The sequence below is a fragment of the Brevibacillus sp. BD137 genome, assembly GCF_041644655.1.
Taxonomy (GTDB): Bacteria; Bacillota; Bacilli; order Brevibacillales; family Brevibacillaceae; genus Brevibacillus; species Brevibacillus brevis_D.
On sequence record NZ_JAOTNO010000003.1, the window covers coordinates 257974 to 278143 of the forward strand.

Here is a 20170-nt window from a genome sequence, read left to right on the forward strand (position 1 = left end):
TTAGGAGTGGACAAACCTATGTTTTTGTTCAACAAACTCAGGAACAAAATGATTCTTTGGTTTCTCGTCGTGGCCGTCATTCCACTTACTGCCGTTTCGTTGTTTATCACGAGCAGCTTTTCATCCATTCTCATTGATAAACAAAAATCATCCTATGTTGACCTTACTTCCAGTACAGCCATCGCTATGGATCAATATCTGGACCGGCGTATGACAGAAATTCAAGTTTTAGCCCGCACCTCGGATATTCAATCCGATGATGCAGTGGCAAAAAATGAATTTATTCGCAAGTTTACCGAGGAAATGAAACTGTATGACGGAAATACGTTTATCGCAAGCGATGGAAAAGTAACGGCTGATACGTTCCCCAAAAGCGTTGGAATCAATCTTGGCGAGCGCCAATTCTTCAAAGACGGTATGCAGGACAAGCCCAGCTTCTCCGATGTTCTTGTTGCGAAGACAACCGGCAATCGCTCTATCATCGTCGCTTCCCCTGTAAAAGGGAAAAACAACGAGAAGCTTGGTGTCTTAACCGGACTAGTCAATGTAGATGACTTCACAGCTACCTTTCTCAAAGATTTGAAAGTAGGCAACGATGGTTATCCGATTCTCGTTGATAACAAGGATCAAATTCAATACCATCCTACCCAGGATCTAATCGGCAAACCGCTTACGGAATCCGCTCTGCCGCAACCATTAATGGAAATCCTTAAATCAGGAAAAACGGAAAAGGGCTCATACAGCTACTCGGACAATGACAAGGAATACGTTGTCACCTACTCCCCCATTCCCAAGACCAACTTTGGTTTGTATCTGCACATCCCTGTCGAATCTATAACATCTGCTGTTTCATCCGTTACCACCATGGTTAGGATCATTGTCATCATTGTTGTTGCTGTCGTGATCGCAATCGCCTACGCTGTTTCCCGGCAAATCTCGCGCCCTATTGCGGCAGTTGCCTCCGTGGCTAACCGCATTTCCGAGGGTGAACTGACTGTACAACCCTTGCAAATTCGAACAAAGGATGAGGTTGGACAGTTATCCCAATCAGTAAACACAATGGTGCTCAACCTGCGAACGATTATTCAACAAGTAAATGATACAGCTTCAGATCTTGCTTCTTCTGCAGAGGAATTGTCGGTCAACGCCGACCATACAAGCAAGGCTACCGAGCAAATCGCCATAACGATTCAGGAAGTAGCTTACGGTGCGGAAAAACAAGTGAAGAGTGTAGAGGAAAGTGTCACCGCAATTCAAGGCGTATCGACAGGGGCTCAGCAGGTTGCCACGAATGCACAGCAAGCTGCCGAATCGGCTTTGGGCGCTTCCCAAATTGCAGTGGAAGGCAATCAGGCCCTTCAGGTCGTTATCAGCCAGATGCAATCGATCGAGAACACTGTTGGCAACATTGCCGATATCGTCAAACGATTAGGAAACAGCTCGCAGGAAATCGGACAAATCGTTCAAGTCATCACCGCCATAGCTGAACAAACAAATCTGTTAGCGCTTAATGCAGCGATTGAAGCGGCGAGAGCTGGTGAACAGGGGCGCGGTTTCGCCGTTGTGGCAGACGAAGTGCGCAAATTGGCTGAGCAGTCCGCACAATCCGCGCAACAGATCAAACTGTTGATTACGACGATTCAGCTCGAGTCAAACCAGGCTGTCCTATCGATGGAACAAGGCACCAAAGAGGTCGCCACTGGACTTACGGTTGTTAACAATGCAGGCAAGTCCTTCGAACAGATCCAAGATGCTGTCACGCAGGTCGCAAGCCAAATTCAAGAAGTAAAGGCTTATTCTGAGCAAATGTCTTTTGGCACCAAACAGGTGGTAGAGTTGGTTAGTGTCATTGAAGAAGTAGCGGAGAATTCTGCTGACGGAACACAAAGCGTATCGGCCGCCACAGAAGAACAGCTGGCAGCTATGGAAGAAGTCAGTTCATCATCTACTTCTTTGGCAAGAATAGCCGAAGAACTGCAATCTCATGTAAGCAAATTCAAAATTTAGTCCAACAACAAAAAGGAAAGCCGCCTTGCAAATTGCTCGGCGGCTCTTTCCTGCTTGTGCTTATACAAACTCCCACATCCGGTCAGGATGATTCGTGCAAATTTGAACCTGAGGATGCCACGAAATAACTTCGCGGATATGTTTCGGATCATCCAGCGTCCACGCGATGACTTTGAAGCCTTTTTCAATCGCGGCTACTGTTAGCTCACGATTCAGAAACGGATATCCCATGGAGAGGATCGTAGCACCTGCTGCCTCCATCTGTTCCAGCATGAGTACAGGGCGACCATATACAATCAGACCTGTCTGCACTTCTTGATCGAGCGTGCGAACGTGACGAATCAGATCATGATCAAATGAAGTCAGGTACACCTCTTGCTTCATTCCGTGCTTTTCTACAAGCGCGAGCACCTTTTCAGCGATATCCGGGTACATATCACTTGTTGCTTTCAACTCGATATTTAGTGTGCAGCGACCTTTTACTGCGATCAGCGCTTCCTCCAGTGTAGGGATTCGCTCGCCCGCAAACTTGTCGCCAAACCAGCTCCCTGCATCCAGCTCACGCAGCTCTGCCAAGGTACGATCCATGACCAGACCGCGGCCATTGGTCGTGCGCTCCAGCGTAAAGTCATGAATCAGCACCGGAACACCGTCACGCGTCAGCTGTACATCAATTTCCATTGCTTTGATAGCTGGCTCTGCCAAAGCCAGTCGAATCGCTGTCATTGTATTCTCCGGGGCTTTGCCTGACCACCCGCGATGTGCCATACAAATGTTCATTTCGCCAGCTCCTCTATCATTTCGTTTCTATTATTTTTTCAAAAGCTTGCTGCCTTTTTCCGTTGCCGTCTGCATCGCTTCATCTACTGTCGCTTGGCCAAGCATCGCACGCTGCAGTTCTTTTTGAATCACATCCTGCAATTCTTTGTAGCCTGGAGCCATTGGACGAGGATAGCCATATTGCAGCTGATCTACCGCGACCTTGAAGTTTGGATCTTTTTCATAGAATGCCTTCATTTCAGCCGAATCAATTGCTTCTGTCGTAACAGGCATATAACCGGAAGCGATCGACCACGGAACCGTTTGCTCGGTATCGGTCATCCACTTCATGAATTCCCACGCCGCTTTTTTCTCTGCATCAGTCGACTTCGCCAGCATCACGAGATTCGCGCCGCCCGTTGGCGTACCAAAGTTTTTATTGGCCGGAAGGAATGCTGCGCCCATGTCAAATTTGGCATTTTTCTTCAATTCCGTCAAGGAGCCTGTCGATGTAAAAATCATGCCTACTTTCTGATTCAAGAAGTCTTGCTCCGCTACATCCCACGCATTGTAGTTTTCTCCTGGAGGGTTTTTCATGATGCCTTCCTTCACCATTTTGGACCAGAGCTCAAGTGGTGCTTTTCCTGCCTCGTTGTTGATCGTCAGCTCTTTGCCGTTCTCACTCAGAATGTTGCCCCCGCCTTGGAAAACAAGCGCTTCGTAGAACCAGATATCAACTGGTGTCGAGAAGCCGTACCGGGTAATTTTGTCTCCCTCTTTTTTGCTCAGCTTTTGAGAAAAGCTGACCAGCTCATCCCATGTTTTCGGACCATTCGAATCAAGCCCTGCTTCTTTTAACATATCGCGGTTGATGTACAGCAGTGGAGTGGAGCGGTTAAATGGCACGGCGTACAGTTTGTCATTCCAATAAGAGTTTTTCATGAGACCTGGAATGTACTTCTTTTCATCCCCTTGGGAGTAAGGTGTCAAATCTTCCAAAACCTTTGCATCCGCAAATGCCGCGATCGAAGCGATCTCGACCATCGTGACATCTGGATTATTGTTCGCTGCTACAGATGCCAATACTTTGGAATGGTTCTCTTGATACGCCCCTTGGTAGGCTGGTTTGACGATAATATCTTTATGTGTTTCATTGAATTTTTTGACCATATCCTCGATGGTTTTCCCACGAACGCCACCCAACGCATACCAGAAATCAATTTGGACAGGGCCACTGGATGCTGTAGACGCTGCAGGCTGAGAAGTGCTACCTGTACTAGCAGACTGTTCTTTGCTAGATGATCCGCATCCAGCCAATACTCCTGACAAACCGATAGTCAATGCACATAGAATCGTTCCAGTTCTTTTCAATGAAAACATGGTTTGATTTCCTCCCTAAGAGTTCTCTTTTATTATTTGGATTGATAGATGAACGCTTTGATAATATGCCGTTGTGCCACGAAGAAAATCACGAGAATCGGTAGAATGAGGATCATGTTGCCTGCCATCATGACGTTCCACAAGGTTCCGCCGTCGGACATGTGCAAGCTCGATATTCCGATCGGCAAGGTGCGTACCTCGTCGCTATTGGTCATAATCAGCGGCCAGAAATAGTCGTTCCAGTGATAAATAAAGCTAAATAGTCCAAAAGTGACCAGCACCGGCTTCGCCATCGGCACCATGATCGTCCACATGATCTTCCATTCGGACGCGTTATCCAGACGTGCTGCCTCGATCACTTCATCGGGCACCTGCATGAATGCTTGCCTGAGCAGAAAGATTCCGAAAGCACTGGCTGCGTACGGCAGGATGAGCGACCACAGCGTGTTGACGAGTCCCCAACCGCTCAATTGCACGTAGATCGGCAAGAAGATGACTTGTCCGGGAATCATCAGGACAATCAAGACCAGACCAAACAACAGATTGCGACCAGGAAACTTGTAGCGTGCAAAAGCGTAAGCCGCAGGTACCGCCGTTAAAAATTGCAGGATCAATATCCCTACCGCAACCAGAATGCTGTTCCACGTATACATAAGGAACGGACCAGATTCCCAGGCTTGGGCGAAGTTGCTCCACTCCCACGTCTCAGGCAAAAGCGTCGGGGGAAATTGCAGGACCTCTGGCATCGTTTTGAAAGCCGTCGATGCCATCCACAGAAACGGGAACACAAACAGGAAAGCGACGAGCAAAAGTCCAATCCATTCTACGGTCTTGCGTGAAGCCAAAACCACTCGATACATGCTGCTCCTCCTTTCTCACGAGTTCATCAACGATAATGCACGCGCTTGGACATCACCAGGAAATGTACAGCTGTTAAAATCCCTACCAGTATCAGCAAAATGACAGAGGCAGCCGAAGCAATCCCGCCATTGTAGAAGTCCATGCCCTGCTCGTAAATGTAGTAGACAAGCATGTTTGTACTATTGATTGGACCACCCTGCGTCATAATGGCAATCGTGTCAAATGCTTGGAAGGATGAGATCGTATTGATAATGAGCAAAAAGAAAATGGTCGGCGACAGCATCGGTATCGTAATCCGTCTCAGCGTCCGCCACCATGGCGATTGATCGAGCGCTGCTGCCTCGTATATATCGCCCGGAATGCTTTGTAATCCTGCAATGAAAATGAGCGTGTTATAGCCGACACCTTTCCAAATGCTGACGATAATCAGTGACAGCAAGGAGCTTTTCGGATCAGTCAGCCACGTATACGCAGGCAATCCAACCGCTTCCAGTCCTGCGTTCAACAGGCCAAACTGCGGGTCCATCAGCCACATCCACAGCATCGAGACAGATACCAGCGAAATGATGTGAGGACTGAAAACAGTCGCCTGAATAATGCCGTACACCTTTGCCTTTTTGTTCAGCCATAGGGCGAGCAGGAAGGATAGCGTCAAGCCGATCCCCACTGTCGCAATGGTAAAGACCGCGGTATTCCCCAATACTTGATGAAAATCTGCGTCTACCATCAAGTCCTGATAGTTTTGCAAGCCTACCCATTCCATTTGCTCCAAATTGATCAATGACCAGTCCTGAAAGCTCAAATAAATGATCGAGCCAATCGGGTAAAAGAAGAACAGGGCAAAGCAAATCAATGCGGGTGCCAGATACAAGTACGGACGCAGCCGGGATGCGAGGTCAGACCATGCAAATGCCTGTGAACTCACTTCTTTTTTTGACTGGCTTACACCCGGCAACTCCTGTACAGTTGCCGCTTTTCGCATCAGTTATCCCCTCCTGCGCGTGTCGATACAGGCACTCGTCCACTCATGCGACCCACTCGTTTTCCGCTCCCTTTTTCGAACACATAGATGTACTCCCACGGTACAGTGACCGTGACTGAGGAGCCGACCTGCATCGCTACCTCCGAGTCCGCTTTGACGATGACCCTGCCTTTTTCCGTCTCCACGTGAAGGAGCGTGTCTGAGCCGAGAATTTCCCTGGATACGACTTGACCTCGTGCGTTCCACACCTCTTCGCTCGTGATGGCAGAGACAGCAGCAGGCAACAACACTGCTTTTTCCGGGCGGAATCCCCATACGTGCTCACTCTTGCCCTCCGCAGAAACAATGTTCATCGGCGGAGAACCGATAAATTGGGCAACAAACAGATTTTCCGGCTCCTGATACAAATCCATCGGGGTCGCTACTTGCATAATGTGTCCGTCATTCATGACGACGATCTGATCGCCCATGGTCATCGCTTCTACCTGATCATGCGTCACGTAGATGAAGGTGCTGCCGAGCTGCTTGTGCAGGCTCGTCAATTCCACACGCATCTGATTTCGCAGCTTCGCATCGAGATTGGAGAGCGGTTCGTCCATCAGGAAGACCTTTGGCTTTTTCACCATGGCCCGCGCGAGTGCAACACGTTGCCTTTGACCACCGGAGAGCTGAGAAGGCTTGCGCTTGAGATAATCGGTTAGCCCGACGATTTCCGCGATCTCCTCTACTAGCACCTGACATTCCTTTTTCGACGTTCCACGGTTTCTCAAGCCATAGGCGATATTGTCGTACACGTTCATTGTTGGGTAGAGAGCGTAATTTTGAAAAACCATCGCAATATCACGCTTGCCTGGCGGCAATTGGTTCACCGTTTGATCACCGATTATGATTTTGCCGTCCGTCACTGTTTCCAAGCCAGCAATCATCCTGAGTGTGGTTGATTTCCCACAGCCGGACGGACCTACCAGAACCGTAAAAGAGCCGTCTGGAATGACCAAATCTAATCCTTTGACCACACTTTGATTCTGAAAGGCTTTCGTTACCTTCTCCAACACCACACGTGCCATCTGCTTTTATTTCCCTCCTTGTGCCTTTGCGGCCAGCATCTCCGTAACAAATGTCTCGAAATCGGCGTAGCGGTAATCCGGAGAAGCGTAGGGCCATTTCTCTTGTCCGTACCACTCCAGCACGACAGATTGCACACCCGCTCCTACCGCAGCCAGTACATCATAGCGACTGTCACCGATCATCATGGCTTGCTCGGGGCGTTTGCCTAGTGCTCCCAGCGCTTTTTGCACAGGCTCAGCCGACGGCTTGCCTCGTGATACATCATCGACCGTGACGATTGCCTCAAACAGATGTTCAATCCCCGCCATCTCTAGACCAGCCAATGTAAACTCCCGTTGCTTGTTCGTGACGATCGCCATCACAAAGCCCGCCGCCTTAAGCTTTTCCAACCCTTCGCGGACAAACGGAAACAGTTTGACGTGTTCTTCATGATGCTCCCGTACATAGGCGAAGTATCTCTGAAGCACTTCCTTTTTGTCAGGAACACCTGCTGCTGTAGCAACTGCCGCCAAAAAATCATCAAACGATTCTCCAAAACGGGCGAGAAGCTCTTCTCTGCTAAAATGTCCCGGTGCGTACTGCTCAGCAGTAAAAGCAACGGCATCCACGACCGCATCCCGACTGTCCAGCAAGGTCCCGTCCAAATCAAATAACAACGCTTGAATCAAGGTTCTTACACTCCTTCCACAGCAGGGGACTTCCGACTGAAACAGCTGTCGCTCCATGCTTTAATACTTCCTCCATCTGTTCCCGCTTGCGAATTAGCCCGCCAGAAATGATCGGGGTATCGATCACACTTCGAAATTCTTCGATAAACTCCGGCAGCAAACCAGGCATCAGCTCAACAGCGTCAGGCTGTGTATCTTGCAGGGAGGTTAGGCCAGATTTAATCGAGTCGCTATCGACCAAAAACAAACGTTGAATCGTCAGCAGGCCTTGCTTTTTCGCCAGCTTGACCAGTGTGTTCCGCGTAGTGACTATCCCGTCTGGCTTGACGTAATGCCCCAGAAATGCGATGCCTTCCCGGTCATGACTGATTCCGCCAATCCGCTCCAAATGAAGAAATACAGGGATATTTTTCGCCTTAAAATAATCCACGTAGCCTTTAATCACACCAATGTTGCCAATCGAGAGTACCGTAGCACTCAAATTTGCCTCTGCCGCTTTTTCCAGGTGCTTCGCTTCTTTTACGGAAGCGATTAGCTTGTACTGTGCCAGTCTTGCACGAAACTGTTCCCGATTCACTCGTTACGCCTCCTTATGCCCAAGACAAAAAACCCTGCGACATGACAATGCCAAAGAACTCTCGATGAAAGTGCTTGGAAAGGCTGTCGGGGGTTTCTCCATGGCTCCAACCGAAGGGATGTGTTCACTTGTTACTTTGAATGGTACTGTACGAGCGTTAAGGAAGCTTAAAGGGAATGTTAATTATCAGAAAAGATGTGGTTTACAATTGTTGATCGGACTTTAGTGGAGGAGAGGAAAGCGTACCATTCACTTTTATAGTGGTGAGCAAGCTGTAATTAAAACGATGCCCACTAGAATACGACGGCTTCGTCATTTCCTAAATGATCTCGAGAAGAAATCAACTTGCGCCTTTAAACCTGGTATTCTGCAATTGATAATTCTCTTTTATTGTTCAGCGATAATAAAGTTATAGACCGGAACCCCTTACAGTACAAGGAGTCCCGGTCTTCTAAATCACCATGTAATTGAAAATTAGTTATAGTCTATACGTCAGAATGAAGTAGTCTATGGATCTAAACTGAATAATAAAGTCTTAGACTGCTAATCACCGCCGATTCGGATTCAATCGAGTGCGCATATCTAACCTGTTGTTTTCATAATCGCCTTCGTAATATCATATTTACTATTGAACTCGGATGCAGTGGAATTAACATTCTGTTACTTACTGTTGACAGGATAAGAGCATTTTAAAGTAGTACCAAGGGTGTGTTCCATAAGATACAAAAAGGAGCATATTCTAATACCCGTCCGCCACGAAGTTTTGCGTCTGCCACTAACTCGTCGTGAAAAGCCAGTATTGTGATTCCAATAACTCTCGATTTCATTTTCCTCCTCTCCTCTTCCGACCATTACCTAACGATTTTCTCTTTAATTAACGATTCAGCATTGGGCTGAGTTACATTAAACTGCCCGTTAGCATAATAATCATCTATTCCAGAGAATCCATACGAGCTATTCGTCGAAATGATCAATCGATCCTGCCCGTTTATCCCGTCCTCATGTCTGCTAATGTTCGGGAAACTCGCAAGGGCAGAAATATTCAAGTGAACGGCATATAGGCTTCTTTCATAACTCATCCATTTCCACGTGTAATCCATTAGGAAATATTAAAAAACCCGCTCCAGAGCAATGGAATGCGGGTTTACTTTTCAGTATCTTAATGATTATAAAATGCAATGCTCCAAGTATATCTATAAGGCTACCGTTTTCGTAGCCACTTTTTCTTGAAATGCCTGATCATGCTCAACAAAAACCATTGTTGGATTAAAGCTTTGAATAAGCTCTTCAATTTGCATACGTGAATAAACATCAATGAAATTTAGTGGCTCATCCCAAATATATAAATGTGCTTTTTCACATAAACTTTTAGCTATAAGCAACTTTTTCTTTTGTCCACCTGAATAGTGGGATATATCTTTTTCAAACTGGATACGGTCAAAATCCATTTTTCGTAGAATAGATTTAAATAACTGTTCATCAATCTGATTTTCTTCAATAAAGTCAGATAACTTTCCCTTTAAATGAGAAGTATCTTGTTGTACATAAGAAATGACAAGGCTTGAACCAACGTTCAAAGCACCTGTATGCTGGAGTGGCTTCCCTAGGATTAGTTTTAAGATACTACTTTTTCCACTACCATTTTTTCCATCAAGAACAACTCGGTCTCCTGGTTCAACATGAAAACTTATTGGCGTATTAACTAATTCACCATCATACATAACAGACACATCCGTTAACTGAAGTAGTTCTTTAGATTTGTATTCCAATGGCTCTAACAGTAATGACTCCGTTTTTTCCACATTTTTTAGCAACTTTGACTTTTCTTCAATAGCTTTCTGTTGCCTTGACTCCAGGTTCTTTGCACGTTTCATCATTTTCGCAGCTTTATGTCCTACATAGCCCTTGTCCAATTTAGAACCGGAATTTGTTGTACCATTTTTGGAAGCTTCTACTTGATCAGACCAATTGGCTGAACGCTTTGAAGATTGTTGCAGCCTCCCAATATCTTTTTGCAAACGCTCATTTGTTGCTTCCTCATGTTCCTGCTGTCTATCAAAATTCAGTTTCCAAGAAGAATAATTACCACTTTGAACTTCTATATTGGCTCTGTTTATTGACAAGATATGATCAACACAGCCATCCAAAAAATTTCTATCATGTGATATTAAAATGAATCCTTTTTTTCTTTTTAAATAATTTGAAACCATCTTTCGTGCATGAGTATCTAGGTGATTGGTCGGCTCATCAATTAATAAAAATTGCCCTTCATTCAAAAACATTGCAGCAAGTAGAACCTTCGTTTGTTCCCCATTCGATAATGTTTCAAATGGCCGGTACATCACTTCAGCATCGACATCTAAATAAGATAATTCACGAAGAAACTCCCAATCTTCTGCCTGGGGACATATCTCTTCTAATATTTCATGTGTGAATCTGCTTTTATCCGAGACTGGATATGGAAAATGATTAAATTCTATCGAAGAAATAATTTTTCCGCTGTATTCATATTTTCCCAACAAAAGATTAAAAAAAGTTGTCTTGCCTCGTCCGTTTCGACCAATAAATCCAAGCTTCCAATCCGTATCTATTTGAAAGCTAACATCTTCAAAAATATTATCAAAGCTGCTTGGATAAGAAAAAGTCAGGTTTTGTACTTGAATCATTGACATGTGAAGTTCCTCCTTTTTATAACACAATGCTTCTTTATAAAAAGTCGGTACATATCCATCTATTCTCATTTAACTCCGTATAAGTTTAATGGATATCAACGACTTATACGGAGTAAGTCATGTGTAACAACCGTGTCTGTGCTCATGTTATCCCTCCATCATCAAATTATATATTTTACTTATTATGTCCGTATAGTTGACCTCACATATTTTAATATAAATAGTTGAAGATAACTGCCCTTTAGTTCAGCGGGAGCCACATGTCTTAAAAGTACCGCCTATATAATTCCCGTCGTCGTTCACCGCGTAATTGCGCGTAGATCTGTGTTGTTGAAGTCTTCTCGTGACCCAGCATACCCTGAATAAAATCTAACGGGGCACCATTATCAAGTAAGTGACAAGCATACGTATGACGAAAACGATGAGGATAAACGTTTACTGCAACCTCTCCCAGTTGATGTCTTTACGATGTCCCATGCTGCTCGGCTTTAACCGTTCCGACTGCTTTGCTAAGTATTCTTTCAGCAAGTCCAATGTCACTTCTCCGATAGCTTCACTATGTTTGGAGGGGTTAATACGTATTTCGAAATAATTTGTTGAACTAGGGTAATCGTTAGCTTAATGAGTCTCATCTAAATTCAAGAGTTAAACCCACTCCAACCTCCAATACATTGCCACATCTGCTAATGCAATTTTCGATTTTAATTCTCCAGGGTTTAGCAGATGAAATCCTCCGATTATATCGAGAATCCTATCGTCTCCACAAACTTTTTTGGCATACTCAATGGTATTGCAGATTCCTGAGTGTAAACATGCAACAATGATGACAAGTCCGTTTTCAGCTTTATAAACCAGTGCAGAATCATCCAGCAGGTAGTCCTCTGAGATCTCGCCATCTCTTTAATTCCGTTGGACAAACAACTCAAATAAATTGCTATCCGTTCAATTTCCTGTTATTCTAATATAGAATTATTTTTGTTCGGAGTGAAGGATAGCATTGGTAAAAACTTTTCGTCTTGATGATCCTGAGAGCAAGGATAGTAATACACGTGTGGTTATCACACTAGGAGGCAATAACAATGGAACAAGGTACAGTAAAATGGTTTAACGCAGATAAAGGTTTTGGATTTATCGAACGTGAAGGCGGAGAAGATGTATTCGTTCATTTCTCAGCTATTCAAGGCGATGGCTTCAAATCTCTTGACGAAGGTCAAAGAGTTACTTTTGACGTAGAAAAAGGTCAACGCGGCCCCCAAGCTACTAACGTTCAAAAAGTTTAAAAATGACAACAAATAAAAACAGACTCTTTTTTAAGAGTCTGTTTTTTATTTTCCGGAAAAACAAATTTAAAACCCTACCCAAGCAAATGAGTAGGGAAGTGGTACAGGAACAGTAAATGGTAGAGTCAGTATAGCATAGTACACTTGGAATCCCCAAAATTTTATAATTTCAAAAACAAAGGATAGATCGATGTCATATGTAATGATTAGATGGATAACTCAACATATCGACAGTTTGCAGACCACACTGGAGATGGCTAGAATGATCGAAGAGTCACGTATTGATGATTTTGCACTTATCGTCACTTGGTTCGAACCGGAGAGAACAGTGGGTAAAGAGGTACTTGGAAGTGAAGAAACAGCCTGGGGTTGGGTCCAGCAGATCGACATGACCCGGAAACAAATCAAGCTGGTCAATGACGATGGCTTTTGGTGGATTTACTTCAATAGGCTAATGCGGATTGAGCGGGTTTAAGTAGGGGTACCGCCAGCAAGAAGCGGTTATCTCAACTAGTCATTATGTGTTATTGTAGCAAGATTGACCGCTATTGCCTTTAATAAGCAAAACGCCCCGATTATTCGAGGCGTTTTTTGTATGTATAGATTATTTTACTGAATCCTTTAGTTCTTTACCTGCTTTAAACGCAGGCATCTTACTTGCAGCGATTTCAATCTCTTCTCCAGTTTGAGGGTTACGACCCTTTCGAGCAGCTCGCTCCCGGACTTCAAAATTGCCGAATCCAATAAGTGATACTTTGTCCCCTGCTTTTAGCGTATCTGCAATAGCATCTAATATAGCATCTACCGCTTTTGTAGCATCTTTCTTAGTTAATTCTGCGGTTTCAGCGACTCTTGTAACCAGTTCAGTCTTATTCATGAAAACACCTCTTTCCTCAAGATATTCTTATTTTACTAGGAAAATAGGGGGAAAGAAAGTGATTAGGATTCGTTTGTGGCACCCAAGGTAGGAAGCCCGCAAAAACGATATGCCTGAGTGTATAGAAGAGATAGCAGACCCGTCCCTCTTTTAATTGGAGACGGGTTTTCTTCATTATTAGTAGCTGGTGTTCTAAAAAAAATAAATTTGAAGACTGTACTATTGAATTAAAGTTTTTCTTTCCCTAAAGAAAACCCTTCAAATAGTCTCCCGCCATATGGCTCTAATACCTTTTCAGTTAGTAGAATAACCTTGCTTTTATCACCGGTTTTATAAAATGCGTCAAAGGCTTCTACAAATTCTTCAGTAAATTTTACATCGTAATGCTTCAAAGCACGAATAATCCATTTTGAAGAACCTATCCAACATCCATTCGTTCTTAAAACAAATTCGTGAATAAGCTCTGCTAATGAATTGGCTATAAATAATTCTTCAGCTCGATTGCTGCAACCTGTAAAATCATCAAGTGCATCAGTAATAAAATAAAGTTTTGTCCTAATCATTTCGTCGGTCCATCTTTCAGGACCATTTTCCAACATCTCTTTAGCTTCTTTCTTTATTAAATCTACGATTCCTTCGTCTCTTAATGGAATTCCCTCTAGTACCATTCTCTGCAAAGAAGGCTTTGCATCTTGAAAATCCATTTGGAAATATGATTGATAGGTGGTTAAATTATGAACAAAAGTCTCAATTGCCCAGCCTAAATCTATAAATGATTCTCTATAAGCTGATGCTATGTTTTTATCAAAAATGACAATGTCAAGGTCAGACGTATTCGTTGCTTCACCTCTAACAACGCTACCAGCTAATACAGCCCCTTGACAGTTAGGGAAGTGCTTATTAACAAACAGTTTGGCTGCTTCTATTGGCTCTAACTTCTTTGTAGCCCCCATCTGCTCCACCTCAATCTATTTGATATCTAATGTAATTTTAGCAGTATCTTACTTCCTGGTAATTTATTCCGGATTCTACTACTTTATTTTGCAGTCTACAACTTATTTCCTGTCCATGTAATCTGATTCGCCAGGACCAGCTCCACAATGAACGCCCCCGCACTACCTAAGACCTGTTTCGCTTGGCTCTACCGTTGAAGATCGGATTCCGAAAGTCGAGGTTATCGGCGACTTTGATCAGGTTCCCGTACATCGTCCTCGAACGCGTCGATGTCACCCGAGGCAGCTCTCAAAGTCGGCAAACCTATCCCAGTACAAGAACGGACAGACGCTTGCTGGCCATACAGTGGATTTGAATGACGCGCTTGGTGGAGAGGGCTGGTGGGACACTAATCCACAGCAGGTGGAAAAACCTGTTAATAACTGTCAAACGGGATTGAAGCTTGATGAATGGGAGCGAGATGTCTCCGGAAAATAAAGTCCTAGACTGCTGTTTTATTGAACCGACGTACCAGTTAGCCATGCATGCAAGACGAAATCAGAGTTGCCCCACAGAGGATGAAGATAGGTGCAGTTGGCCGTATCCAGGTATGCGAACAGGACCAGCTCGGGCATTCTTCTATAAAAAGGCTAAACCGTTTTATTCTACTCCTGTAAAGCAAGAACTTCCCTTGATGCTGCTATGAAAGATAACATGATTGGTGAAAGCCACTTGTCTTTATGCCACAACATCTGTGTATATACGTGCAAGTCCGGAATTTGCCATGGAAGGGCAACAAGTTCTCCGCGTTCAACTTCTGCTTCCGCTACAATTTCAGGAAGAAAGGCAATACCGATTCCCGAAATTGCACATTGTTTAATGGCTTCGGCACTTTGAAACTCTAAATACGTAATGCTATCAATGCCCTCTTTCTCAAATGACCGGTCAAACATAGTACGATAGGGACAACCCTTTTCATTCGTCAGGAACACTTCTCCGTGAAAATCTTCCAGCTGTAGCACCGTTTGTTTTGCGAGCGGGTGGTCAGTAGCAGCGAACAAACGGAAAGTTTCCTCCTGCAATGGTTCCACGGCAAGTCCGCTCGAGCGAATAGGTTCGTCCAACATATAGACGACATCCGCGGTTCCCTCAAAGAGTGTTTGCTTGAGATCTTGATTTGGAACGGAGCGGAAGATCAGACGAACTCCCGGATGCTGCGAACGAAACCGTTGAAAGACAGCTGGAAGTCGATAGGCGCAAATAACCTCATTGGCACTTATCGTTAGGGTGCCGCTTAGATTTTCATTGTCATGAACGTCGCTGCGAGCTTCGTCCAATTTGTCAAGAACGCCTTGGATATGAGTTAAAAAGCGTTTACCCGCAGTTGTGAGAACAAGCTGCTTGCCCAAACGATCAAAGAGACGAACACCAAGCTCATCCTCCAATGCTTTCATTTGCATAGTGACGTTGGAGGGGACGTAGTTCAGCACTTCCGCAGCCCGAGTGAAATTTAATGTTGATGCAACCGTGCGGAACGTATTCAGTTGGCGCAACTCCATCATACGATCCCCCTTTTACTTTCAATATTATTGAATACTATTATGAATTTAATTCACTTTTATTGAGAGTATCACAGCTCTATACTAAGCACAAGAAATCACAAGCTGAACGTGTGGTTTCATATTGAAGGGAGCGATCATACGATGGATTATGAGATTTTTAATTTGGGTGATGTCACCTTGCAATCAGGTGTGACGTTACCAAGCGCTTTTCTTGCTTATAAGACTTATGGAAAATTAAATGAACAGAAAGATAATGTCATTGTCTATCCAACTGCTTTTGGTGACCAACATGTTCAGAATGAATGGCTGATTGGCAGCGGGATGGCACTGGACCCTGAGAAATATTTTATTATCGTTCCAAATCTGCTGGGCAACGGATTATCTTCGTCTCCCAGTAACACGCCTCCTCCATTCGATCGGGCTCATTTTCCGCAGGTAACCATTTATGACAACGTTAGATTACAGCATCGGCTGGTGACCGAAAAATTCAGCATTCAAAAGATTGCTCTCATAGTTGGGTGGTCCATGGGAGGCATTCAGGCATTTCAATGGGGTGCAAGTTATCCAGAAATGGTGGAACGAATTGCACCTTTTGCGGGAATTGCCAAGCCTTGGCCCCATACATTTGTGGTCCTGGACGGTATAAAAGCTTCGCTGCTGGCTGCAGTTGGCTTCGATTCAAGTAAACTAGACCAGTTGACTTCTGCAGACATGCGCGCCGTTGGTCGTGTCTATGCGGGATGGGGATTATCGCATGCTTTTTATAGAGAGGAGCTTTATCGTGAGCTGGGATTTGAATCCTTGGAGGATTTTGTAGCCGGCGTTTGGGAAGTTAGCTTTATGAATATGGATCCGCATAATGTCCTGACCATGTTGTGGACAGGCCAACATGCAGATATTAGTGCAAACCCCTCTTATAACGGAGATTTCGATAAGGCGCTTGAGAGCATTAAAGCTCTTGCCTGCATCATGCCGGGGAGCACGGATCTCTTCTGCACGGCTGACGATAATGAATACGAAGCTAAGCTCATACCTAATGCTGTCTTTAACCCAATCCAGTCGATCTGGGGCCATTTTGCCGGTCGCGGAATCAACAGTGCCGATAATCATTTTATTGATGATAACCTAAAACGCTTATTGGCACTTAGCGCAAAAGGATAGATCTCATTTGCATTGGATGTTCTGTCAGGCATAGCAAGATTCGCAATCCTTAGCCCAGTTATTTCTCTCATGAAAATAACCTAACCGATCGTACTTGAGGTCACCAGAACTTACTAGTCCGACCTCCTTTTTTGTGGTCGAACTTGCTTTAACGAAAGTCGCTGTCTAACACTTTATTTTCTCAGTCTACAACTTGATTTTCCTAGTCTAGCGATTGACAGCCTTGCCGCTAAAGGGCTGCTAAATGAGCCTGAGAAATGGAAACAGAGGCTAATAGACGAACCGAAAGGCGTTCTGGAGGAATTGCCATGGTTAGTCTTTACGCTGCTTGACCGTGCAACAGATAAAATACTGCAGAAATAGTGAAGACCTCCTCGGACAAAAAAATCCGGAGGAGGGCTATTTTTATTTGAACAGCTGCGCGAGGATTGAACTAACGATCCCGTTAGTTGAACGAAACTCAACGAACAGATGTTCATTGATAATAGAGTTTAGACTGACTCATTGAACTATCGAACCCGATAACCTAAATAATATGGCTGGATGATGTTTTACTGTTGCACAGGTTCGATGTTAACAATCATATCGCGATACGTTGCAGCCCTTTGCTCCTTTTTCGTATCTTTTATCATTGATACTTTTTTGCTGCTTACGATCAGGGACTTTATCTTTTTTTCTACACTTTCTTCTGCTGAAACTTTACTTATTGTTCCAAGCAATCCGGCTGTCTGTGCACCAAACATAAAAATAGATACTGCTACGATAATGGCTAAAAACCGTTTCATCTTAACTCTCCCAAGTTGTAATGGCTCGGAATTTACGTAAAATAATTCTATTAAAGTGGACTTTCTTAAACAAGAAGTTTAAACAGCCTTAAACTAGTGCCTGTTGGATGGAGGATCTATGTCTACTGAAGAACTCCTCTAATCAAGGGTGACGTAAAACTACCCGTTAGTTTAACGGCCCCAGTCTAAAACTTTGTTATCTCTGTACAATCGTGACCGTTAAAGACTGACCCACCCGTCCAACTATACAGTCGTGTGCTTGTGCATTCATGGCTCGACTTATGATAAAGTGGTTTTGAAGAAAAAAGGAGGATGACATGTATGCAAAATCAAATGGGTTCTGACGCTTTGCCGCCAAAAACCTGTACAATCGATCGTTTAATTACCGTGAAGCCGGATATCGAGAAAGTATTGTCGGGACAAAAAACCGCGACCCGGCGCAATGGACGCTACGCAGATGTTGGTGAAATCATGACCCTCGAAGGCCACGAATTTGTAATCGACAAGGTTTATTCACAGTCGCTCGGGGAATTAACCGATGAAAATGCCAAGCAAGAGGGATATTCGAATGTAGAGGAATATAAGCAATCCATTCTATCCTCTCATCCTGGGATGCCTTGGCTGCCGCAAATGCGAGTGTGGGTCCATGAATTTAGCCCGGGCAAGAAAAAATAACGGTGGGCATTTTATTATATAAGGCGATTCTTTATCTACATATTCTCAGTGCCATGATGTCCATTGGACCGTTTTTCGTTCTGCTACCCATGATGAAAAGATTGCGAGAGGCTGACCTCACCAAACAACAAGCCTATCTGGATACTTTCAGGTCTACAACACGCTTGGCGAAGCATGCCGGTCATGTTTTGGTCATATCCGGGGTATTGCTAGTCATGGGTGGGAATTGGTCATGGAAGTCGTCCTGGATCGTGATGACCGTATTGATCCTGGTAAGCTCCTTGTATTTCCTGGCACGCGCATTTTCGCCGAAGATACGGAAGTTTAATGAAACTGACCAGGACAAGGATAAATTGGTGCAGTCGCTTACTCGCTCGATCTGGATCTATTTGATTCTTTTGCTGGCCATGTTATGGTTCATGGTGGTGAAGCCTGAGGTATGGTAGAGATGATAAAAACAAAACACCCAGAACTACAATTAGTTCCGGGTGTTCCTTTCAATGAATTTACGAAACCGCGATAACCGCATCTAATGCGATCAACGCTTCTGCTTCAATGGCTTTTGCCATCACATCGGTGTGCGGGTTATACGATTCGAGCAAGTCTGCATCGGCATACCCGTCGATCGCCAAAATCGAGCCTGCCTTCATTCCGCGAAGCGCCGCAATCACGAACAGGGCAGTGTTTTCCATTTCGACTGCCAAAACGCCAGCTTTTTGGTATAGCTTGTGCGGAAATTCCAACACCCCACTGTAAAAGACATCGAGTGTCAGTGTGATTCCTTCGAATACCTTCAAGTCTGATGCATTTGCTCCCGATGCTTGTACGAGCGCGTCCACGACATGGCGATTGGCAACAGCCGGGAAGCCCGCCGGAACCAACTGATTGGTCAAGCCGTCTTGGCGAACTGCCGCAGAGCTGATGACGAGGCTACCTGTTTCGATTTCCTTTTGGTATGACCCGGCAGTTCCTACGCGAATGATGACCTGAACGCCGCCCTTCGCCAGCTCCTCGAAGCATACGGCTGCTCCCGGTGCGCCTACCCCATGGCTCACTACCGCTATCTCTACGCCTTTCCACGTACCCGCATAGCTGTGATACTCGCGGTTTTCCCCGATTTGACGCTGATCATCGAGTTTTGATGCAATCAAGGCTGCACGTTTTGGATCACCGCACACGATGACGCGCTTGGGTAGTTGTTCTGGATCTACCTTTAGATTCGTCAACATCTCAATCGAACTCCTTTTTCTCCCACTCATCCTCTGGAATCGGCAATGCTTCACCGGAGAACCGCTCTTCGCGGAACGGGTCTGCGATCAAGTGAAAACCATTTTGCTCCCAGAAGCCGGGCTTGTTTTCCGTCATAAATTCAATTCCTCTGATCCACTTCACGCTTTTCCAGAAATACAGATGTGGAACAACCAGGCGAAGCGGCCAGCCGTGCTTGTCCGTCAGTCGCTCTCCGTCAAAGGAGTGAGCCAGCAACACATCATCACGCTCCAGATCAACGAGCGGCACATTGGCGGTATAGTCGTGATCACCGTGCAGCATGACGAAGCTCGCCTGCGGAGTCACGCCAATCGCCTGTAGAAAATCACAAAAACGCACGCCTGTAAACGCATTGTCAAAACGGGACCAGCGCGTCACGCAGTGAATGTCGCTCGTCACTGTCACCTGCGGCATCGTCATGATCTCTTCGTAGGAGAGCGTCACTTCCCGGTCTACTTCCCCGAAAACACGCAGCGTCCATTCGTTCATGTCATACACCGGCACGTCTCCCTCATGCAAAATGGGAAAACGCTCTGTCAGGATTTGTCCCGGCGGAAGTCGTCTGGCGAGTCCCGGTTCCACTGGGGCGGGTACTTTCATTTTTTTGATCCGATCTGCCTTGTTCATATCGCATTTCCCCCTGTCTCCGCTGTC

Annotated in this window: 21 protein-coding genes; 6 read left to right on the plus strand and 15 right to left on the minus strand. The window is 45.0% G+C overall.

What is annotated here, in order from left to right:
- The first annotated feature begins 18 nt into the window (after positions 1 to 18).
- On the plus strand, positions 19 to 2007 hold the full coding sequence (locus tag ODZ53_RS07865) for a methyl-accepting chemotaxis protein (RefSeq protein ID WP_372676554.1): 1989 nt from the start codon (positions 19 to 21) through the stop codon (positions 2005 to 2007).
- A 60-nt stretch (positions 2008 to 2067) separates the two neighbouring features.
- Here the strand turns inward: ODZ53_RS07865 and ODZ53_RS07870 are convergent, their stop codons facing one another.
- The 9 genes from ODZ53_RS07870 to ODZ53_RS07910 form a co-directional block, all read right to left on the minus strand.
- Positions 2068 to 2787, minus strand: a complete 720-nt coding sequence (locus ODZ53_RS07870; protein WP_015893722.1) for a glycerophosphodiester phosphodiesterase — start codon at positions 2785 to 2787, stop codon at positions 2068 to 2070.
- A gap of 30 nt (positions 2788 to 2817) precedes the next feature.
- The gene (locus ODZ53_RS07875; protein ID WP_199928036.1) at positions 2818 to 4146 is read right to left on the minus strand and encodes an ABC transporter substrate-binding protein; all 1329 of its coding nucleotides are present in this window, start codon (positions 4144 to 4146) and stop codon (positions 2818 to 2820) included.
- A gap of 32 nt (positions 4147 to 4178) precedes the next feature.
- Entirely contained in the window at positions 4179 to 5006 is an 828-nt protein-coding gene (locus tag ODZ53_RS07880; RefSeq protein ID WP_064200328.1) for a carbohydrate ABC transporter permease, read from the minus strand.
- Positions 5007 to 5032: 26 nt separating this feature from the next.
- A complete protein-coding gene (locus ODZ53_RS07885) occupies positions 5033 to 5989 on the minus strand; it encodes a carbohydrate ABC transporter permease (protein WP_087341890.1) in 957 nt (318 codons plus the stop codon).
- Positions 5989 to 7056 carry an ABC transporter ATP-binding protein gene (locus ODZ53_RS07890; protein ID WP_172139299.1) on the minus strand — a complete coding sequence of 356 codons (1068 nt, stop codon included), beginning with the start codon at positions 7054 to 7056 and terminating at the stop codon, positions 5989 to 5991. The genes ODZ53_RS07885 and ODZ53_RS07890 overlap by 1 nt, the downstream gene beginning before the upstream one ends.
- A gap of 6 nt (positions 7057 to 7062) precedes the next feature.
- A complete protein-coding gene (locus tag ODZ53_RS07895; protein ID WP_372676555.1) occupies positions 7063 to 7725 on the minus strand; it encodes an HAD family hydrolase in 663 nt (220 codons plus the stop codon).
- Positions 7703 to 8302 (minus strand): glycerol-3-phosphate responsive antiterminator, encoded by a 600-nt coding sequence (locus ODZ53_RS07900; protein WP_372676556.1) that lies wholly within the window; start codon positions 8300 to 8302, stop codon positions 7703 to 7705. The genes ODZ53_RS07895 and ODZ53_RS07900 overlap by 23 nt, the downstream gene beginning before the upstream one ends.
- A gap of 1193 nt (positions 8303 to 9495) precedes the next feature.
- Positions 9496 to 10974, minus strand: a complete 1479-nt coding sequence (locus ODZ53_RS07905) for an Lsa family ABC-F type ribosomal protection protein (protein WP_234125857.1) — start codon at positions 10972 to 10974, stop codon at positions 9496 to 9498.
- A 265-nt stretch (positions 10975 to 11239) separates the two neighbouring features.
- Complete coding sequence (locus ODZ53_RS07910; RefSeq protein ID WP_372676817.1) at positions 11240 to 11428, minus strand: tyrosine-type recombinase/integrase; 189 nt, start codon at positions 11426 to 11428, stop codon at positions 11240 to 11242.
- A gap of 625 nt (positions 11429 to 12053) precedes the next feature.
- On the opposite strand from ODZ53_RS07910, the gene ODZ53_RS07915 reads away from it, so the two are divergent.
- Together ODZ53_RS07915 and ODZ53_RS07920 are read left to right on the plus strand one after the other, a co-directional pair.
- Positions 12054 to 12254, plus strand: a complete 201-nt coding sequence (locus tag ODZ53_RS07915) for a cold-shock protein (RefSeq protein ID WP_372676557.1) — start codon at positions 12054 to 12056, stop codon at positions 12252 to 12254.
- Positions 12255 to 12516: 262 nt separating this feature from the next.
- The gene (locus ODZ53_RS07920) at positions 12517 to 12729 is read left to right on the plus strand and encodes a hypothetical protein (RefSeq protein ID WP_087341904.1); all 213 of its coding nucleotides are present in this window, start codon (positions 12517 to 12519) and stop codon (positions 12727 to 12729) included.
- Between the two features lie 129 nt (positions 12730 to 12858).
- Here ODZ53_RS07920 and ODZ53_RS07925 read toward each other — a convergent pair whose 3' ends face one another.
- The 3 genes from ODZ53_RS07925 to ODZ53_RS07935 form a co-directional block, all read right to left on the minus strand.
- Positions 12859 to 13131, minus strand: coding sequence for an HU family DNA-binding protein (locus tag ODZ53_RS07925; RefSeq protein WP_064200320.1), 273 nt, complete (start codon positions 13129 to 13131; stop codon positions 12859 to 12861).
- Between the two features lie 227 nt (positions 13132 to 13358).
- On the minus strand, positions 13359 to 14084 hold the full coding sequence (locus ODZ53_RS07930; RefSeq protein ID WP_372676558.1) for a nucleotidyltransferase domain-containing protein: 726 nt from the start codon (positions 14082 to 14084) through the stop codon (positions 13359 to 13361).
- A gap of 645 nt (positions 14085 to 14729) precedes the next feature.
- Entirely contained in the window at positions 14730 to 15623 is an 894-nt protein-coding gene (locus ODZ53_RS07935) for a LysR family transcriptional regulator (RefSeq protein ID WP_372676818.1), read from the minus strand.
- A gap of 144 nt (positions 15624 to 15767) precedes the next feature.
- Between ODZ53_RS07935 and ODZ53_RS07940 the strand changes: the two genes are divergently transcribed.
- Positions 15768 to 16787, plus strand: coding sequence for an alpha/beta fold hydrolase (locus tag ODZ53_RS07940; protein ID WP_372676559.1), 1020 nt, complete (start codon positions 15768 to 15770; stop codon positions 16785 to 16787).
- Positions 16788 to 17338: 551 nt separating this feature from the next.
- Here ODZ53_RS07940 and ODZ53_RS07945 read toward each other — a convergent pair.
- Positions 17339 to 17572 carry a hypothetical protein gene (locus ODZ53_RS07945; RefSeq protein WP_372676560.1) on the minus strand — a complete coding sequence of 78 codons (234 nt, stop codon included), beginning with the start codon at positions 17570 to 17572 and terminating at the stop codon, positions 17339 to 17341.
- Between the two features lie 321 nt (positions 17573 to 17893).
- On the opposite strand from ODZ53_RS07945, the gene ODZ53_RS07950 reads away from it, so the two are divergent.
- Both ODZ53_RS07950 and ODZ53_RS07955 read left to right on the plus strand, forming a co-directional pair.
- Positions 17894 to 18247: an ASCH domain-containing protein gene (locus tag ODZ53_RS07950; RefSeq protein WP_106779342.1), complete on the plus strand. Its 354-nt coding sequence runs from the start codon at positions 17894 to 17896 to the stop codon at positions 18245 to 18247.
- 2 nt (positions 18248 to 18249) lie between these two features.
- Complete coding sequence (locus ODZ53_RS07955) at positions 18250 to 18693, plus strand: DUF2269 family protein (protein WP_372676561.1); 444 nt, start codon at positions 18250 to 18252, stop codon at positions 18691 to 18693.
- 60 nt (positions 18694 to 18753) lie between these two features.
- Here the strand turns inward: ODZ53_RS07955 and ODZ53_RS07960 are convergent, their stop codons facing one another.
- Together ODZ53_RS07960 and ODZ53_RS07965 are read right to left on the minus strand one after the other, a co-directional pair.
- On the minus strand, positions 18754 to 19476 hold the full coding sequence (locus ODZ53_RS07960) for a nucleoside phosphorylase (RefSeq protein ID WP_372676562.1): 723 nt from the start codon (positions 19474 to 19476) through the stop codon (positions 18754 to 18756).
- A 1-nt stretch (position 19477) separates the two neighbouring features.
- On the minus strand, positions 19478 to 20143 hold the full coding sequence (locus ODZ53_RS07965) for a sulfite oxidase-like oxidoreductase (protein ID WP_372676563.1): 666 nt from the start codon (positions 20141 to 20143) through the stop codon (positions 19478 to 19480).
- Positions 20144 to 20170 lie beyond the last annotated feature (27 nt).

Bases quoted from the DNA above. Each gene is read 5' to 3' on its own strand.
- ODZ53_RS07865 (WP_372676554.1), top strand. From the start codon at position 19: ATGTTTTTGTTCAACAAACTCAGGAACAAAATGATTCTTTGGTTTCTC.
- ODZ53_RS07870 (WP_015893722.1), bottom strand. From the start codon at position 2,787: ATGAACATTTGTATGGCACATCGCGGGTGGTCAGGCAAAGCCCCGGAG.
- ODZ53_RS07875 (WP_199928036.1), bottom strand. From the start codon at position 4,146: ATGTTTTCATTGAAAAGAACTGGAACGATTCTATGTGCATTGACTATC.
- ODZ53_RS07880 (WP_064200328.1), bottom strand. From the start codon at position 5,006: ATGTATCGAGTGGTTTTGGCTTCACGCAAGACCGTAGAATGGATTGGA.
- ODZ53_RS07885 (WP_087341890.1), bottom strand. From the start codon at position 5,989: ATGCGAAAAGCGGCAACTGTACAGGAGTTGCCGGGTGTAAGCCAGTCA.
- ODZ53_RS07890 (WP_172139299.1), bottom strand. From the start codon at position 7,056: ATGGCACGTGTGGTGTTGGAGAAGGTAACGAAAGCCTTTCAGAATCAA.
- ODZ53_RS07905 (WP_234125857.1), bottom strand. From the start codon at position 10,974: ATGTCAATGATTCAAGTACAAAACCTGACTTTTTCTTATCCAAGCAGC.
- ODZ53_RS07915 (WP_372676557.1), top strand. From the start codon at position 12,054: ATGGAACAAGGTACAGTAAAATGGTTTAACGCAGATAAAGGTTTTGGA.
- ODZ53_RS07920 (WP_087341904.1), top strand. From the start codon at position 12,517: ATGATCGAAGAGTCACGTATTGATGATTTTGCACTTATCGTCACTTGG.
- ODZ53_RS07925 (WP_064200320.1), bottom strand. From the start codon at position 13,131: ATGAATAAGACTGAACTGGTTACAAGAGTCGCTGAAACCGCAGAATTA.
- ODZ53_RS07930 (WP_372676558.1), bottom strand. From the start codon at position 14,084: ATGGGGGCTACAAAGAAGTTAGAGCCAATAGAAGCAGCCAAACTGTTT.
- ODZ53_RS07935 (WP_372676818.1), bottom strand. From the start codon at position 15,623: ATGGAGTTGCGCCAACTGAATACGTTCCGCACGGTTGCATCAACATTA.
- ODZ53_RS07940 (WP_372676559.1), top strand. From the start codon at position 15,768: ATGGATTATGAGATTTTTAATTTGGGTGATGTCACCTTGCAATCAGGT.
- ODZ53_RS07945 (WP_372676560.1), bottom strand. From the start codon at position 17,572: ATGAAACGGTTTTTAGCCATTATCGTAGCAGTATCTATTTTTATGTTT.
- ODZ53_RS07950 (WP_106779342.1), top strand. From the start codon at position 17,894: ATGCAAAATCAAATGGGTTCTGACGCTTTGCCGCCAAAAACCTGTACA.
- ODZ53_RS07960 (WP_372676562.1), bottom strand. From the start codon at position 19,476: ATGTTGACGAATCTAAAGGTAGATCCAGAACAACTACCCAAGCGCGTC.
- ODZ53_RS07965 (WP_372676563.1), bottom strand. From the start codon at position 20,143: ATGAACAAGGCAGATCGGATCAAAAAAATGAAAGTACCCGCCCCAGTG.